The organism is Bradyrhizobium sp. TM233 (assembly GCF_036247965.1).
Taxonomy (GTDB): domain Bacteria; phylum Pseudomonadota; class Alphaproteobacteria; order Rhizobiales; family Xanthobacteraceae; genus Bradyrhizobium; species Bradyrhizobium ottawaense.
Genome location: NZ_BTIG01000008.1, coordinates 373,352 through 388,655 on the forward strand (window position 1 = coordinate 373,352; position 15,304 = coordinate 388,655).

Below are 15,304 nucleotides of genomic sequence, written 5' to 3' on the forward strand. Positions count from 1 at the left end.
TAACCCGTCAGCCATCTGTCGCCCCTGCCGCGATGGGCTGTCGGGCGAGAAACGCCTGGTCTATGTCTAGATCATCACCTGTGTGTGTCCTGCGCCATGTCAACGCAATTTGAGATCGAAGACCTTCACCGCGAGCCGAAAAGGGGCGCGCTGCTCCACCTGAACAATGCGAGCGCGCGCGAGACTTCGTTGCTCACGCCGGAGCGGTTCGACCGATTGATCGGATCGGCACGACTGGCGCTGTTCGTTCAACCCAGCGCAGCGCTTCTGCTGGCGTTCGAACAATCCGACGACTACGACGGCGGACACTTTCTTTGGTTTCGCGGTCGGTTCGACAGATTTCTCTATGTCGACCGGGTTATCGTTGCCGAGGCGTACCGGCGCCACGGTATCGGACGCTTGCTCTACGCCCATCTGCTGGAGCGGGCGGGGGGGCTTGGACATACCCGCGTCGTTTGCGAGGTGAACCTCGATCCGCCCAACCCTGTCTCCGACAGATTCCATGCAGCCCTGGGCTTTGTCGAGGTTGGAAGGGCAACCATCGAAAACAGCGCGAAGACCGTGCGCTATCTCGCCGCCAATTTGTAGGACGAGCATGGTTGCCAGCGCGGCTTTGTTGCGTTTCAAAGCCGCGGAAAAAACGACCGGTTGGCCGCTAGCCCCTCCCGCGATAGGGCGCGACGCCTTGCTCGGGCACCCACAGGCCCTTGGGAACGCGGCCGGTTTGCCAGAACACGTCGATCGGGATGCCGCCGCGCGGATACCAATAGCCGCCGATGCGCAGCCATTTCGGCTTGATCTCGCTGGCAATGCGCTTGCCGATCATCACGGTACAGTCCTCGTGGAAGGCGCCGTGATTGCGGAAGCTCGCGATGTAGAGTTTGAGCGATTTCGACTCCAGCAGCCACGCACCCGGCGCGTAGTCGATCATCAGATGCGCGAAATCCGGCTGGCCCGTGACCGGGCAGAGCGAGGTGAATTCCGGCACGGTGAAACGCACCAGATAGTCGGTGCCCTTTTGCGGATTGGGCACGCGGTCGAGCTGGGCATCTTCCGGTGTGTGCGGCCACTCGACCGCGCGGCCGAGCTGGAGGGATTTCTTCGCCATCGTCGACATCCTTTGGAGCATGATCCGGAAAAGTGGGCACCGGTTTTCCGAAAGATCATGCTCAACTCAGAAATCGGAGCGCGATGAGATCGCGCTCCAGAGGATGCCGGGATGGACGCAAATGCCGCTGTCGTCAACCGGCGGCGAACGTCTGGATCATGACGATCCGATCGTTGCCGGACTCGCAACCCCACAATTCGCCAGGCCTGCCGTCGAGCTGACGGACGCTGGCATTGGCCTTGTCGCTCGCGAACACGTTGAACCGCTCGGTGGCGGGATCGAAGCGGACAATCGCGTTGGCGGAGAAATCGGTCAGCCAGACCTTGTCCTTGTCGTCGACAAAGACGGCGTAGGCGCGGGGACGTTCGCCCGGGAGCTTCCAGCTCTTCCACGACCCATCGGCGGGATCGTGCACCGAGACATGGCCGCTGTTCCACTCGCTGACCCAGATCCGGCTCTTCGAATCCGACCAGACGCGCCGCGATCCCTGGTTCGGTGTCGGTGGCGCGACCACGGCGGCATTGCCGCTTGCCAGGTCGATCTTCGCGATATAGCTGCCGGCAAGCGAGGCGTACCAGACCTCGCCCTTGGGCGTCACCGTGATGCCATAGGGGCCGACGCCCTTGGGCGCGCTGAACACATTCATTTCGCCAGATTTCGGAGCAAGGCGGCCGTAATAGCCGGACTGGCCCGTGAACCAGTAGGTGCCTTCCTTGTCGAACACACCGGTGTTGAGATTGGCCGAGGCGAACTTTTCCGGCAGGCGGAACAGCGTGACCTTGAGATCGCCGGGATCGACCCGTGCGATCGCGTTCTGGCCGCCCTCGGTGATCCAGGGCGCGCCATCGGGGCCGATGGTCACGCCATGCGGAGCGGCGCCCTGACCGAGGCCGACGGTCTTGAAACTGCCATCCCGGGGATCGAGCCTGCCGAGGAGGCCCTTGCCCTGCGCCGTGAACCAGACCGAACCGTCAGGGGCGGGCGCGAGATCGTGCAGGCCGATACCGGCACTGATCGGGAAGTATTTTGTCCGGAACGGTGCTTCCTGGGCAAAGCCTGGGCGGGCTGCGAACAGGGCGGTGCTCGAGGCAAGAAACTGGCGGCGATTCATGGCGTTACCCCGACTCTTTAGGATTGAGGTTGGACGCACGGAGCTGCAGCCGTCGAGCATAATCCGAGGCCCTTCACGCGTCAGGCAAAGTGGCATCCTCAAGCGTTCACATTTGCTTGCGGCCCGTGTAAGACCCGCGGCGAACCGATCAGCTCCAACGAACGGAAGTGCACATCATGACCGCCATCATTGACATCATCGGCCGCGAAATCCTCGATAGCCGGGGCAATCCCACCGTCGAGGTCGATGTCGTGCTGGAGGATGGCGCGCTCGGCCGGGCCGCGGTGCCGTCGGGCGCCTCCACCGGCGCCCATGAAGCCGTGGAACTGCGCGACGGCGACAAGGCCCGCTATCTCGGCAAGGGCGTCACCAAGGCGGTCGGTGCCGTCAACGGCGAGATCTTCGAGGCCCTGAGCGGCCTCGATGCCGAGCAGCAGGCCCAGATCGACCAGATCATGATCGACCTCGACGGCACGGCCAACAAGAGCCGGCTCGGGGCCAACGCCATCCTTGGCGTCTCGCTCGCCTGCGCCAAGGCGGCCGCGAATTCGCTCGACATGCCGCTTTATCGGTATGTCGGCGGCACCTCGGCACGGCTGCTGCCGGTGCCGATGATGAACATCATCAATGGCGGCGTGCACGCCGACAACCCGATCGACTTCCAGGAGTTCATGATCCTCCCCGTCGGCGCCTCGTCTTTCGCCGAGGGCCTGCGCTACGGTGCGGAAGTCTTCCACACGCTGAAGTCGGAGCTGAAGAAGGCCGGCCACAACACCAATGTCGGCGACGAGGGCGGCTTCGCCCCGAACCTGCCGTCGGCCGACGCAGCGCTGGAATTTGTGATGAACGCGATCGGCAAGGCCGGATTCAAGGCGGGCAGCGACATCGTGCTCGGGCTCGACTGCGCCTCGACCGAGTTCTTCAAGGACGGCAAATACGTCTATGAAGGCGAGGGCAAGACCCGTTCGATCTCCGAGCAGGCCAAGTACCTCGCAGACCTGGTCTCGCGCTATCCGATCGTGACTATCGAGGACGGCATGTCGGAAGACAACATGGACGGCTGGAAGGAGCTCACCGATCTCATCGGCAGGAAGTGCCAGCTCGTCGGCGACGACCTCTTCGTCACCAACGTCAAGCGCCTCGCCGACGGCATCAAGACCGGCCGTGCCAACTCGATCCTGATCAAGGTCAACCAGATCGGCACGCTGACCGAGACGCTCGCCGCCGTCGAGATGGCGCACAAGGCCGGCTACACCTCGGTGATGTCGCACCGCTCCGGCGAAACCGAGGATTCCACTATCGCCGACCTCGCGGTCGCCACCAATTGCGGTCAGATCAAGACCGGCTCCCTTGCACGTTCCGACCGCACCGCCAAATACAACCAGCTCCTGCGCATCGAGCAGCAGCTTGGCAAGCAGGCGCTGTACGGCGGCAAGGCGGCACTGAAGGCGCTGGCATAAGCCAGCGCTTCGACTCGAGAAAAGACGGACAGGGGAGGATCGACATGAGCGACGGCAAGACCGGACTGCAACTGCGTTCGCTGCTGAAGAAGAGCGGCGAGCTGGAATTGTCGCTCGTGAATGTCCCGACGCCGGAGCCGGCCGACGATGAGGTCGTGGTTCGCGTCGAGGCCACGCCGATCAACCCCTCCGACCTCGGTCTCCTGATCGGGCCGGCCGACATGTCGGCCGCCAAGGCGTCCGGCACGAAGGAGATGCCGGTCATCACCGCGACAATGCCGGAGGCTGCGATGCGGATGATGGGAGCCCGGCTCGATCAGTCGCTGCCGGTCGGCAACGAGGGCGCCGGCACGGTGATCGCGGCCGGATCGTCGGACGCTGCGAAGGCGCTGATCGGCAAGACGGTGTCGATGATCGGCGGCGCGATGTACACGCAGTACCGCGTGCTGAAGGTCCGCGACGTCATGGAGCTGCCGGCGGGCACCACGGCCGCCGACGGCGCGTCCTGGTTCGTCAATCCGCTGACCGCGCTCGGCATGACCGAGACGATGCGGCGGGAGGGCCACAAGGCGCTCGTGCACACGGCGGCTGCGTCCAATCTCGGCCAGATGCTCAACAAGATCTGCATCAAGGACGGCATCGGCCTCGTCAACATCGTCCGGAGCAAGGAGCAGGCCGATATCCTGCACAAGATCGGCGCCAAGCACGTCGTGGATTCCAGCGCGCCGAGCTTCACAGACGATCTCACCAATGCGCTGGTCGAGACCGGCGCCACGATCGCCTTCGACGCCATCGGCGGCGGCAAGCTGGCCAGCCAGATTCTGACCGCCATGGAAGTTGCCGCCAACAAGACGGCGAAGGAATACAGCCGCTACGGCTCCAACGTGTACAAGCAGATCTACATTTACGGCAGCCTGGACAACCGTCCGACCGAATTGAGCCGGTCGTTCGGACTGACCTGGGGCGTCGGTGGCTGGCTGCTGACGCCGTTCCTCCAGAACATCGGCCCGGCCGAGATCGGCCGCCTGCGCCAGCGCGTCGCGTCCGAGCTCAAGACCACCTTCGCCAGTCACTACACCAAGGTGGTGTCGCTGACCGAGGTGCTCGATCCCGCCAACATCGCGGTGTACGCCAAACGCGCCACCGGCGAAAAATTCCTCATCAACCCAAATAAATAATCGTGATGTGCGAGGGCACGTCACCGCAGGAAGGTCTTGCCTTCTGAGCAAAGCGGGAGATTATTCCGCCGCCATTGAATGCGGAAAACCGCAAGGCTCAGAAGGGGATTCCATGACCGATCTCAATCGTCGTCATTTGCTCGCTGGCGCCGCTGCCGTCGGCGCGGCCGCAGTAACCGGCCTCCGACCGGCCGCCGTCAATGCCGCGGTGCCGCAGGCCGGGACGCAGGCGCCGGGCTTCTATCGCTACAAGGTCGGCGCTTTCGAGTGCACGTCGATCAATGACGGTGCGCGCACCTTCCCGATGCCGGACAAGTTCGTCGCCAACCTGCAGAAGGATGAGGCGCTGGCCGCCGGCGAGGCGGCCTACATGCCGAAGGGCATGGTCACGGTGCCGTTCAACCCGCAGCTCATCAACACCGGCTCCAAGCTCGTCTTGATCGACACCGGCAACGGCATTGCGAATTTCGAGGCCAGCAAGGGCGCCGTCGGCCGCACCCTGCAGAATCTCCAGGCTGCGGGCGTCGACCCCAAGAACATCGACGTCGTGCTGCTCTCGCATCTGCACCCCGATCACACCAACGGCATTCGCCTCGCCGACGGCGGGCTCGCGTTCCCCAATGCGGAGATCATGGTGCCGGGCAAGGACTGGGAGTTCTGGACCAGCGAGGACAACGCCGCCAAGGCCGAGTCCAATCCGATGATGAAGAATTACTTCGCCAACGTGAAGAAGACCTTCGCCGGCCTCGAGTCCAAGGTCACCAAGTTCGAGTGGGGCAAGGAGGTCGCGCCGGGCATCACCTCGATCGCGACCCCGGGCCACACCCCGGGCCACACCTCGTTCGCTGTCGCGTCCGGCGATGCCAAGGTGCTGATCCAGTCCGACGTCACCAACATCCCGGAATTCTTCCTGCGCAATCCCGACTGGCACGTGATGTTCGATGCCGACGCCGCGCTGGCACAGGAGACGCGCCACAAGTTCTACGACATGGCGGCGGCGGAGAAGGCGACCGTCATCGGCTTCCACTTCACGTTCCCGGCGGTCGGCCATGTCGAGAAGGACGGCGCCAAATATCGCCTGATCCCGTCGGCGTGGAATCCGACGATCTGAGTCGATTTGCAGAGTTGCACGAAAGATCGGGCCGCCGCTTGGCGGCCTGATCGTTTTGGGCGACCATCTGCTTTCGCGAAACACAGCGTTTCCAAATCGGGCGGGTTCATGCACTTGCATCCACTGCACGAGATCGCTTAAGTGCCGTCGCGGCACTCCAGCTCAAGCCCTCAAGGACAATCCATGGCCTACAACATCGTCACGATCGCCGGCAGCCTGCGCAAGGACAGCTTTTCGCTGAAGATCGCCAATGCGCTGGCCAAGCTTGCCCCTGATACGCTCAAGCTCGAGGTCGTCACGCCCGCGGGCATCTCGTTCTTCAACCAGGACCTCGAGGGCGCGCCGCCCGCGGACTGGCTGGCCTTCCGCGACAAGCTTCAGAAGTCGGACGGCGTCATTTTCGTCACGCCGGAGTACAACCGCGCGATCCCCGGCGTCCTGAAGAACGCCATCGACGTCGCCTCGCGCCCATACGGCAAGAGCTCGTTCAACGGCAAGCCGGTCGGCATCATCTCGAACTCACCGGGCCCGCTCGGCGGCGTCAGCGCCGCCAAGACGCTCCAGAACATCCTGCCCGGTATTTCCGGTCCGATCATGCAGCAGCCGGAGGCCTATCTGAACGCGGTCGGTGATGCGTTCGACGCCGAAGGTAACCTCACCAAGGACTCGCTGAAGCCCGTGCTCCAGGCCTATATCGACGCCTTCGCCGCGCACGTCGCCAAGCACCACGGCTGAGGCCAAACACTCCGTCGATGGCCGGGCTTGACCCGGTCATCCACGTCTTTGCAGGGCATGACGACAGGTGTCGGGAGCAGGGGCGATTAGCACTCCCTTAACCAACCTGTCCCATCTTCCCAAGATGGTCTCCCGTGCGCGCCTGAAATCGATCCTGACCGGTCTTGCCCTCTATGCGATGGCGGCCGCCATCGTCGGCTACTTCGGCGTCAACGCCTATACCGGCAAATACGGCCTCAACGCCCGCCAGGAACTCGACCAGGAGATCATCGCGCTGACGAGCGAGCTGGCCCAGCTCAAGCGTGAGCGCGCCAGGAGCGAGCAGCGGGTGTCGCTGCTGCGGTCCGAGAGGATCGACCCCGACATGCTGGACGAGCGGGCGCGCTTCCAGCTCGATTACGTCAATCCGCGTGATCTCGTTCGGATGATCCCGGCGAAGTAGCGTTTTCCGCAAGCTTCGAAACCGACGACGAAAGCCGCCGCCGAAATCCGACCACCGTGCCTTTCCTCCTGCGAAGGTCGTAAGTCCGGAACCGGGCGACCGCCTTGACGGCAGCGCCGCGGCGGCCTCATGGCTTCTGTAACGCTCGCCGAAGTTGACGCAGATCAATCGGGCGAGGCCGGCACGTTCTAGTCTGTCATCCGGAGGAAACAGTGATGAATGGGTCAATGCCCCGGCATCACGCGGCCCGTGTCGAGGCCGCCATCGCGTCAGGCCAGGCGGCACGATCCGCGCTCGTGGCCTCGTGGCGCCGTTCGTCCAGATTGCATCATCTCGATCCCGGCGGACGCACCTCGCCGATGCGGCTGACCGAAGCCGAACTGTACCAGGCGCGCGAGCGCATCGCGCCGCTGCTGGCCGCCGCGCAAGGCGTGATGGACCGGCTCTATCAGGCCGTCGGCGCGAGCGGCTGCTGTGTACTGCTCGCCGACGGCGAGGGCGTGCCGGTCGATCGTCGCGGCACGGCGGCGGACGACGCGACGTTTCAATCCTGGGGTCTGTGGACCGGTGCGCTCTGGAGCGAGGAGCACGAAGGCACCAACGGCATCGGCACCTGCCTCGTCGAGCAGCGTCCGCTGACGATCGACCGCGACCAGCATTTCTTCACCCGCAACACGCTTCTGAGCTGCACCGCCGTTCCGATCTACGACCATGAGGCGGCGCTGGCGGGTGTGCTCGACGTCTCCTCCTGCCGCGCCGACCGCACCGACACGTTTTCCAGCCTGATCGCGCTTGCGACGGGCGAGGCGGCCAAGCGTATCGAAGCCGATCTGTTCCGCAGGGCGTTCGGCCATGCCCGCATCGTCTTGACGCAAGCTGCGGACGGCCAGTGCGGAGGCCTCATCGCGGTCGATGCGGACGATCTCGTGATCGGCGCGACCCGCTCCGCCCGGGCGGCGCTCGGAATTGCCCCTGGCCGGGCGTTGCAGCCGGTGCCCGCGGCCGATCTGCTCGGCGGCGAACCCGCACGCGATCATCTTGCCGGCGGTCAGCGCGCGGTGGTGCAGCGGGCGCTGCTCCGCGCCGGCGGCAATGTCTCGGCGGCCGCCAAGGCCCTCGGCGTCAGCCGCGCCACGCTGCACAGGAAGCTGAAGCGGTTCGAGCTGAACCACTGAGCGGCGCCGCTTACTCAGACTCTGATCTCGTGCCCCGGACGCAGCGCAGCGCGTCGCCCTCGCGACGTGGTGCGCTGCTGAGCCGGGGCCCATGTCTCAGCATTTTTGTCTCAGCATTTTTCCGTGCGGCTTTCTGGGTCCCGGCTCTGCGCAGCAACGCGAAGAGCGTTGCAGCGCGTCGGGGACACAATGGTGATGCCTCGCTCACAACCTGTCGCAGAACTGCGACAGGTCACCCCGGCCATCGCTCCCATCGGGGCTGACAGAAAACATCTCCCGCGACATCGTCCGCGCAAGTCGCGACCACGCGACGGATTGCGCAAACAGCAAACATCGGGAGTGATCAATGAACAAGGTGGAATTCCTCAATGTGACCAAAGTTCCCTTTGCCGAACGCTATGACAATTTCATCGGCGGCAAGTTCGTGGCGCCGATCTCCGGCAAATATTTCGACAACGCCTCGCCGGTGAACGGCCAGATCGTCTGCAAGATCGCGCGCTCGGACGCGCAGGACGTCGAGCTGGCCCTCGACGCGGCGCATGCCGCCAAGGGCGCCTGGGGCCGTACCAGCGTCGCCGAGCGCGCTGCGGTCCTGAACCGGATCGCCGACCGCATGGAAGAAAATCTCGAGCGTCTCGCCATTGCCGAGACCTGGGACAACGGCAAGCCGATCCGTGAGACCCGCGCCGCCGACATCCCGCTCGCGATCGATCACTTCCGCTACTTCGCCGGCGTCGTGCGCGCCCAGGAAGGCTCGATCGGCGAGATCGACCACGACACCATCGCCTATCATTTCCACGAGCCGCTCGGCGTGGTCGGCCAGATCATTCCCTGGAACTTCCCGCTGCTGATGGCCTGCTGGAAGCTTGCCCCCGCGCTCGCCGCCGGCAATTGCGTCGTGCTCAAGCCCGCCGAGCAGACCCCGGCCTCGATCATGGTCTGGGCCGAGATCATCGCCGACATCCTGCCGCCCGGCGTCCTCAACATCGTCAACGGCTTTGGTCTGGAAGCCGGCAAGCCGCTCGCGTCCAGCCCGCGAATCGCCAAGATCGCGTTCACCGGCGAGACCTCGACGGGCCGGCTGATCATGCAATACGCCAGCCAGAACCTCATTCCGGTCACGCTGGAGCTCGGCGGCAAGTCGCCGAACATCTTCTTCAGCGACGTCACCGCCGAGGACGACGATTACTTCGACAAGGCGATCGAAGGCTTCGTCATGTTCGCGCTGAACCAGGGCGAGGTCTGCACCTGTCCGAGCCGGGCGCTGGTCCACGCCGACATCTATGACCGCTTCATGGAGCGGGCGCTGAAGCGTGTCGCGGCGATCAAGCAGGGCGACCCGCGCGATGCCGCCACCATGATCGGTGCCCAGGCGTCTAGCGAGCAGCTGGCGAAGATCCTGTCCTACATCGACATCGGCAAGCAGGAGGGCGCCAAGGTGCTCGCCGGCGGCGGACGTGCCGAGCTCGGCGGCGATCTTTCCGGCGGCTTCTACGTCAAGCCGACCGTGTTCGAGGGCCACAACAAGATGCGAATCTTCCAGGAGGAGATCTTCGGCCCCGTGGTCTCGGTCACGACCTTCAGGAACGACGAGGAGGCGCTCGAGATCGCCAACGACACGCTCTACGGCCTCGGGGCCGGCGTCTGGAGCCGCGATGCCAACCGCTGCTACCGCTTCGGCCGGGCGATCCAGGCCGGCCGGGTCTGGACCAACTGCTACCATGCCTATCCCGCTCATGCGGCCTTCGGCGGCTACAAGCAGTCGGGCGTCGGTCGCGAGACCCACAAGATGATGCTCGATCATTATCAGCAGACCAAGAACCTCCTGGTCAGCTACAGCCCGAAGAAGCTCGGCTTCTTCTGATCGGACAGCCGGAGAGGGCGGCGCCATTTTCGGCGCCGTCCGCTCTGGATGCCGGGATCGGCGTGGCACACGGTTCTTGATCCGGCCACAAATCTGCGTGTGCTGTGACCGCGTAGATTTGTTGCCCGATCAGCGCCAAAGATTTTCCAATATTTCGATCACGTTGCAGTGCGGCATAATGAAAGTCGTGCCAGGCCGCTGCGGTGCTTTCCAAGGGCGTTTGAGTTGGGTTAGAGAGGACGAAAGTTTTCTCTGACCCGGAATTCCCATGGCCGCACCCAAGAAAGCCGCCGCAAGCACTCCACAGGACAAGACCGACGGCGGTTCGCCCCCGGAATTCACCAGAGAGCAGGAGCTCAAGGCGCTCCGCGACATGCTCCTGATCAGGCGGTTCGAGGAAAAGGCCGGCCAGCTCTACGGCATGGGCGCGATCGGCGGCTTCTGCCACCTCTATATCGGCCAGGAGGCCGTGGTGGTCGGCATGCAGATGGCCCTGAAGCAGGGCGATCAGGTCATTACCGGCTATCGCGATCACGGCCACATGCTTGCCACCGGGATGGATGCCAACGGCGTCATGGCCGAGCTCACGGGCCGCCGCGGCGGCTATTCCAAGGGCAAGGGCGGCTCCATGCACATGTTCAGCAAGGAGAAGCACTTTTACGGCGGCCACGGCATCGTCGGCGCGCAGGTCTCGCTCGGCACCGGTCTCGCCTTCGCCAATCACTATCGCGACAACGGCAATGTCAGCGTCACCTATTTCGGCGACGGCGCGGCCAACCAGGGCCAGGTCTATGAGAGCTTCAACATGGCGGAGCTCTGGAAGCTGCCGGTGATCTACGTCATCGAGAACAACCGCTACGCCATGGGCACCTCGGTCTCGCGCGCCTCGGCGCAGCAGGATTTCTCCAAGCGCGGCGTGTCCTTCAACATCCCCGGCAAGCAGGTCGACGGCATGGATGTCCGCGCCGTCAAGGCCGCCGGCGACGAAGCCGCCGCCTGGTGCCGCGCCGGCAAGGGTCCCTTCATCTTGGAGATGCAGACCTACCGCTATCGCGGCCACTCGATGTCCGACCCTGCAAAATATCGCACGCGCGAGGAGGTCGAGAAGGTCCGCCACGACCAGGACCCGATCGAGCAGGTGCGCAATCGCCTGCTGGCTGCCAAGGTGAGCGAGGCCGATCTCAAGGCGATCGACGCCGAGGTGCGCGACATCGTCAACGCGTCCGCCGATTTCGCCCAGCATGATCCCGAGCCGGATGCCGCCGAGCTCTGGACCGACGTTTACCGCTGAACGCGCGCAAGCTTTCTTTTGGAGTCGATATGCCAATTCAAGTGCTGATGCCCGCGTTGTCGCCCACGATGGAGAAGGGCAACCTCGCCAAATGGCTGAAGAAAGAGGGCGAGACGATCAAGTCGGGTGACGTGATCGCCGAGATCGAGACCGATAAGGCGACCATGGAGGTCGAGGCGACCGACGAGGGCACGCTCGGCAAGATCCTGATTCCCGAGGGGACCGCGGACGTCGCGGTCAACACGCCGATCGCCACCATCCTCGCCGACGGCGAAAGCGCGGCCGATCTTGCCAAGGCGCCCGCACCCGCCCAGAAGGCCGCGGAATCCGCACCGCCCGCTGCCGCGAAGGCCGAGGCGCCCGCGCCCAAGGCTGCGCCGGCGCCGCAGGCCGTCGCCGAGCCCGATCCCGAAGTGCCCGCCGGCACCGAGATGGTGACGCAGACCATCCGCGAAGCGCTGCGCGATGCCATGGCCGAAGAGATGCGCCGCGACGCCGACGTCTTCGTGATGGGCGAAGAGGTCGCCGAGTATCAGGGCGCCTACAAGGTGACGCAGGGCCTGCTCCAGGAGTTCGGCGCCAAGCGCGTCATCGACACCCCGATCACCGAGCACGGCTTTGCCGGCGTCGGCGTCGGCGCCGCGATGACGGGCCTCAAGCCCATCGTCGAGTTCATGACCTTCAACTTCGCCATGCAGGCGATCGACCAGATCATCAACTCCGCGGCCAAGACGCTCTATATGTCCGGCGGCCAGATGGGCTGCTCGATCGTGTTCCGCGGGCCCAACGGTGCGGCAGCGCGCGTCGCCGCCCAGCACAGCCAGGATTATTCGGCCTGGTACTCGAACGTTCCGGGCCTCAAGGTCGTCGCGCCGTTCTCGGCCGCCGATTACAAGGGCCTGCTCAAGGCTGCGATCCGCGATCCCAATCCGGTCATCTTCCTCGAGAACGAGATGCTCTACGGCCACACCGGCGAGGTGCCGAAGCTCGACGACTTCGTGATCCCCATCGGCAAGGCCCGCATCGTGCGTTCGGGCAGCCACGTCACCATCATCTCGTGGTCGAACGGCATGACCTACGCGCTGAAGGCCGCCGACGAGCTTGCCAAGGACGGCATCGAGGCCGAGGTGATCGACCTGCGCACGCTGCGGCCGATGGACACCGAGACCATCATCAACTCCGTCAAGAAGACGGGGCGCGCCGTCACGGTGGAAGAGGGCTGGGCCCAGAGCGGCGTCGGCGCCGAGATCGCCGCGCGCATCATGGAGAACGCCTTCGATTATCTGGACGCGCCTGTGACGCGCGTGTCCGGCAAGGACGTGCCGATGCCCTATGCCGCGAACCTGGAGAAGCTCGCGCTGCCGTCGGCGGCAGAAGTCGTCGAGGCCGCCAAAGCCGTCTGCTACAGGTAGACCATGGCGGGCCCGAAGGAGCAGCCACTTCCGCCCGACGTCATGACCCGCGACGACGCGGTCGAGATCCTGCGCGTGTTCGTGCTGGACGGCGGGCTGTCGATGGCGTTCCAGCGGGCCTTCGAGGAGCCCGACATGTGGGGCTTGCTGCTCGTCGATCTCGCCCGCCACGCCGCGCGCGCCTATGCGCGCGAGAGCGAATATACCGAAGAGGACGCCTTGAGCCGGATCCTGGAGATGTTCCAGGCCGAGATCGAGCGTCCCACCGACACCGGCACCACGACGCCGCGCGGCAAGGGGCACTGACCGTGGCGATCGAAGCTCATCATTTCGATTTCATGCTGGAGGCGATCCGCGAGGCGGAGGCCTCGATCGCGCAGGGCGGCCTGCCGATCGGCGCCGTGCTGACGCGCGACAACAAGGTCATCGCCCGCGGCCACAACAACCGCGTGCAGGAGAACAATCCGATCCTGCACGGCGAGATGAGCTGCCTGCGCGAGGCTGGCGCGATCTCGTTCCACGACACCGTCATGTACACCACGCTGTCGCCATGCTCGATGTGTGCCGGCGCGCTGGGGCTCTTCAAGGTCAAGCTCGTGGTGATCGGGGAATCCGTCACCTTCGAGGGCTCCAAGGACATCCTCGACAAGTTCGGCATCCCCTGGATCGACCTTGCCGACGACCGCTCCATCGCCATGATGAAGAATTGGCGTTCCATCCCTGCCAATGAGCGCCTGTGGCAGGGCGACATCGGCAACTAAACCTGGTCGTCTTCGCTGTCGGAGACGACGTATTGCAAAGTTCTTCTTGAGGTCAGCATGCCCATCAACATCCTGATGCCCGCTCTCTCGCCGACGATGGAGAAGGGCAACCTCGCCAAGTGGCTGAAGAAGGAAGGCGACAAGGTCAAATCCGGCGATGTCATTGCCGAGATCGAGACCGACAAGGCGACGATGGAGGTCGAGGCCATCGACGAGGGCACGATCGCCAGGATCCTGGTGCCCGAGGGCACGCAGGACGTCCCGGTCAACGACGTGATCGCGGTGCTCGCCGGCGAAGGCGAGGACGTAAAGGCCGCGGGTGCCGCCAAGCCCAGTGCTTCGGCCGCACCTCCGAAAGCCGCTGAGGCTGCCGCACCGGCTCCGGCTGCGGCACCTGCCGCTCCCAAGGCCGCGCCGTCGCCTGCTGCTGCGCCTGCGCCGCAGGCCGCAACTCCGGCCGCGCAGAGCAACGGCCAAGGTGGCCGCGTGTTCTCCTCGCCGCTGGCGCGGCGTCTCGCCAAGGACGCCGGCATCGACGTGTCGATGGTGTCAGGCACCGGCCCGCACGGCCGCGTGGTCGCGCGCGACGTCGAGCAGGCGAAGTCGGGCAAGGGCCTCAAGGCGCCCGCCGCGGCGCCGTCCGGTGCGCCCGCGATCGCGCCGACCATGTCGGACAAGCAGATCCTGTCGCTGTTCGAGCCCGGCTCCTACGACATCGTCCCGCATGACGGCATGCGCCGCACCATCGCGCAGCGCCTGACCGCGTCGATCCAGAACGTCCCGCACTTCTACCTCACCATCGACTGCGACATCGGCAAGCTGCTCGCCGCGCGCGAGGAGATCAACGCCGCCGCGCCGAAGGACAAGGAGAAGAAGCCGCTCTACAAGATCTCGGTCAACGACTTCGTCATCAAGGCGATGGCGGTCGCGCTCCAGAAGATCCCGAACTGCAATGTGAGCTGGACCGAAAGCGGCATGGTCAAGCACCACCATTCCGACGTCGGCGTTGCGGTCGCAATGCCGGGCGGCCTGATCACGCCGATCATCCGCAAAGCCGAGACCAAGACGCTCTCGACCATCTCCAACGAGATGAAGGATTTTGCCGCGCGCGCACGGTCCCGCAAGCTGAAGCCCGAGGAATACCAGGGCGGCACCACCGCCGTGTCCAACCTCGGCATGTACGGCATCAGCCACTTCACCGCCGTGATCAACCCGCCGCACGCGACCATCCTCGCGGTCGGTACCAGCGAGGAACGTCCCGTCGTACGCGGCGGCAAGATCGAGATCGCGCACATGATGAGCGTGACCTTGTCCTGTGATCACCGCGCTATCGACGGCGCGCTCGGCGCCGAGCTGATCGGCGCCTTCAAGCAGCTGATCGAAAACCCCGTCATGATGATGGTCTGACGGGGAGGCGCAGGGTGAATGCGAACGCGCTGGCCCTGGATCTCCCTGTTGCTCTCGGCCGTGCTTGTGCTCAATCCGGTCGGGCTCGATACTCTGCATTCCGCGTTCTTTGCCGGCGAGCAGCTGGCACGGAGCATCGGTCAGGCGGTCGTTCTGATCGCGCTGGCCATCATGGCCGGCGCAATCCTGCTCGAATGGCTGGTCCGGACTTTGATTTCCAGGCGCCGCGCCCGCGGCGCGTCCACGTGA

At 64.8% G+C, this 15,304-nt stretch carries 16 protein-coding genes; 14 read left to right on the plus strand and 2 right to left on the minus strand.

The window, feature by feature from the left end; translation table 11 throughout:
- Positions 1-96 precede the first annotated feature (96 nt).
- Positions 97-588 (plus strand): GNAT family N-acetyltransferase, encoded by a 492-nt coding sequence (locus tag AABA86_RS19820; RefSeq protein WP_338308011.1) that lies wholly within the window; start codon positions 97-99, stop codon positions 586-588.
- Between the two features lie 67 nt (positions 589-655).
- On the opposite strand, the gene queF is transcribed toward AABA86_RS19820, so the two are convergent.
- The gene (gene queF, locus AABA86_RS19825; RefSeq protein ID WP_338308012.1) at positions 656-1,117 is read right to left on the minus strand and encodes a preQ(1) synthase; all 462 of its coding nucleotides are present in this window, start codon (positions 1,115-1,117) and stop codon (positions 656-658) included.
- Positions 1,118-1,241: 124 nt separating this feature from the next.
- Positions 1,242-2,219, minus strand: a complete 978-nt coding sequence (locus AABA86_RS19830) for a Vgb family protein (protein WP_338308014.1) — start codon at positions 2,217-2,219, stop codon at positions 1,242-1,244.
- A gap of 176 nt (positions 2,220-2,395) precedes the next feature.
- Here AABA86_RS19830 and eno point away from each other — a divergent pair, with 176 nt between their 5' ends.
- The 13 genes from eno (at position 2,396) to AABA86_RS19895 (ending at position 15,304) form a co-directional block, all read left to right on the plus strand.
- Positions 2,396-3,679 (plus strand): phosphopyruvate hydratase, encoded by a 1,284-nt coding sequence (eno, locus tag AABA86_RS19835; RefSeq protein WP_338308016.1) that lies wholly within the window; start codon positions 2,396-2,398, stop codon positions 3,677-3,679.
- A gap of 44 nt (positions 3,680-3,723) precedes the next feature.
- Positions 3,724-4,857 (plus strand): zinc-binding dehydrogenase, encoded by a 1,134-nt coding sequence (locus AABA86_RS19840; RefSeq protein WP_028141591.1) that lies wholly within the window; start codon positions 3,724-3,726, stop codon positions 4,855-4,857.
- A 112-nt stretch (positions 4,858-4,969) separates the two neighbouring features.
- The gene (locus AABA86_RS19845) at positions 4,970-5,968 is read left to right on the plus strand and encodes an MBL fold metallo-hydrolase (protein ID WP_338308017.1); all 999 of its coding nucleotides are present in this window, start codon (positions 4,970-4,972) and stop codon (positions 5,966-5,968) included.
- A 183-nt stretch (positions 5,969-6,151) separates the two neighbouring features.
- Positions 6,152-6,703, plus strand: a complete 552-nt coding sequence (locus AABA86_RS19850) for an NADPH-dependent FMN reductase (protein WP_212250970.1) — start codon at positions 6,152-6,154, stop codon at positions 6,701-6,703.
- A 124-nt stretch (positions 6,704-6,827) separates the two neighbouring features.
- On the plus strand, positions 6,828-7,145 hold the full coding sequence (locus tag AABA86_RS19855; RefSeq protein ID WP_028141594.1) for an FtsB family cell division protein: 318 nt from the start codon (positions 6,828-6,830) through the stop codon (positions 7,143-7,145).
- Between the two features lie 215 nt (positions 7,146-7,360).
- Positions 7,361-8,320: a helix-turn-helix domain-containing protein gene (locus tag AABA86_RS19860; RefSeq protein WP_212250971.1), complete on the plus strand. Its 960-nt coding sequence runs from the start codon at positions 7,361-7,363 to the stop codon at positions 8,318-8,320.
- Positions 8,321-8,666: 346 nt separating this feature from the next.
- Positions 8,667-10,184, plus strand: coding sequence for an aldehyde dehydrogenase (gene adh, locus AABA86_RS19865; RefSeq protein ID WP_338308020.1), 1,518 nt, complete (start codon positions 8,667-8,669; stop codon positions 10,182-10,184).
- Positions 10,185-10,452: 268 nt separating this feature from the next.
- The gene (gene pdhA, locus AABA86_RS19870; RefSeq protein ID WP_212250974.1) at positions 10,453-11,475 is read left to right on the plus strand and encodes a pyruvate dehydrogenase (acetyl-transferring) E1 component subunit alpha; all 1,023 of its coding nucleotides are present in this window, start codon (positions 10,453-10,455) and stop codon (positions 11,473-11,475) included.
- A 29-nt stretch (positions 11,476-11,504) separates the two neighbouring features.
- Positions 11,505-12,887, plus strand: a complete 1,383-nt coding sequence (locus AABA86_RS19875) for a pyruvate dehydrogenase complex E1 component subunit beta (RefSeq protein WP_212250975.1) — start codon at positions 11,505-11,507, stop codon at positions 12,885-12,887.
- 3 nt (positions 12,888-12,890) lie between these two features.
- Positions 12,891-13,193 (plus strand): DUF5076 domain-containing protein, encoded by a 303-nt coding sequence (locus AABA86_RS19880; protein ID WP_194407949.1) that lies wholly within the window; start codon positions 12,891-12,893, stop codon positions 13,191-13,193.
- Between the two features lie 2 nt (positions 13,194-13,195).
- Positions 13,196-13,648: a nucleoside deaminase gene (locus AABA86_RS19885; protein WP_338308022.1), complete on the plus strand. Its 453-nt coding sequence runs from the start codon at positions 13,196-13,198 to the stop codon at positions 13,646-13,648.
- A 57-nt stretch (positions 13,649-13,705) separates the two neighbouring features.
- Positions 13,706-15,055, plus strand: a complete 1,350-nt coding sequence (locus AABA86_RS19890; protein ID WP_338308023.1) for a pyruvate dehydrogenase complex dihydrolipoamide acetyltransferase — start codon at positions 13,706-13,708, stop codon at positions 15,053-15,055.
- A gap of 18 nt (positions 15,056-15,073) precedes the next feature.
- Entirely contained in the window at positions 15,074-15,304 is a 231-nt protein-coding gene (locus tag AABA86_RS19895) for a hypothetical protein (RefSeq protein WP_338308024.1), read from the plus strand.

Bases quoted from the DNA above. Each gene is read 5' to 3' on its own strand.
- pdhA (WP_212250974.1), top strand. From the start codon at position 10,453: ATGGCCGCACCCAAGAAAGCCGCCGCAAGCACTCCACAGGACAAGACC.
- AABA86_RS19895 (WP_338308024.1), top strand. From the start codon at position 15,074: ATGCGAACGCGCTGGCCCTGGATCTCCCTGTTGCTCTCGGCCGTGCTT.
- adh (WP_338308020.1), top strand. From the start codon at position 8,667: ATGAACAAGGTGGAATTCCTCAATGTGACCAAAGTTCCCTTTGCCGAA.
- AABA86_RS19880 (WP_194407949.1), top strand. From the start codon at position 12,891: ATGGCGGGCCCGAAGGAGCAGCCACTTCCGCCCGACGTCATGACCCGC.
- AABA86_RS19860 (WP_212250971.1), top strand. From the start codon at position 7,361: ATGAATGGGTCAATGCCCCGGCATCACGCGGCCCGTGTCGAGGCCGCC.
- AABA86_RS19845 (WP_338308017.1), top strand. From the start codon at position 4,970: ATGACCGATCTCAATCGTCGTCATTTGCTCGCTGGCGCCGCTGCCGTC.
- AABA86_RS19850 (WP_212250970.1), top strand. From the start codon at position 6,152: ATGGCCTACAACATCGTCACGATCGCCGGCAGCCTGCGCAAGGACAGC.
- eno (WP_338308016.1), top strand. From the start codon at position 2,396: ATGACCGCCATCATTGACATCATCGGCCGCGAAATCCTCGATAGCCGG.
- AABA86_RS19855 (WP_028141594.1), top strand. From the start codon at position 6,828: ATGGTCTCCCGTGCGCGCCTGAAATCGATCCTGACCGGTCTTGCCCTC.
- AABA86_RS19830 (WP_338308014.1), bottom strand. From the start codon at position 2,219: ATGAATCGCCGCCAGTTTCTTGCCTCGAGCACCGCCCTGTTCGCAGCC.
- AABA86_RS19840 (WP_028141591.1), top strand. From the start codon at position 3,724: ATGAGCGACGGCAAGACCGGACTGCAACTGCGTTCGCTGCTGAAGAAG.
- AABA86_RS19820 (WP_338308011.1), top strand. From the start codon at position 97: ATGTCAACGCAATTTGAGATCGAAGACCTTCACCGCGAGCCGAAAAGG.
- AABA86_RS19875 (WP_212250975.1), top strand. From the start codon at position 11,505: ATGCCAATTCAAGTGCTGATGCCCGCGTTGTCGCCCACGATGGAGAAG.
- AABA86_RS19890 (WP_338308023.1), top strand. From the start codon at position 13,706: ATGCCCATCAACATCCTGATGCCCGCTCTCTCGCCGACGATGGAGAAG.
- queF (WP_338308012.1), bottom strand. From the start codon at position 1,117: ATGTCGACGATGGCGAAGAAATCCCTCCAGCTCGGCCGCGCGGTCGAG.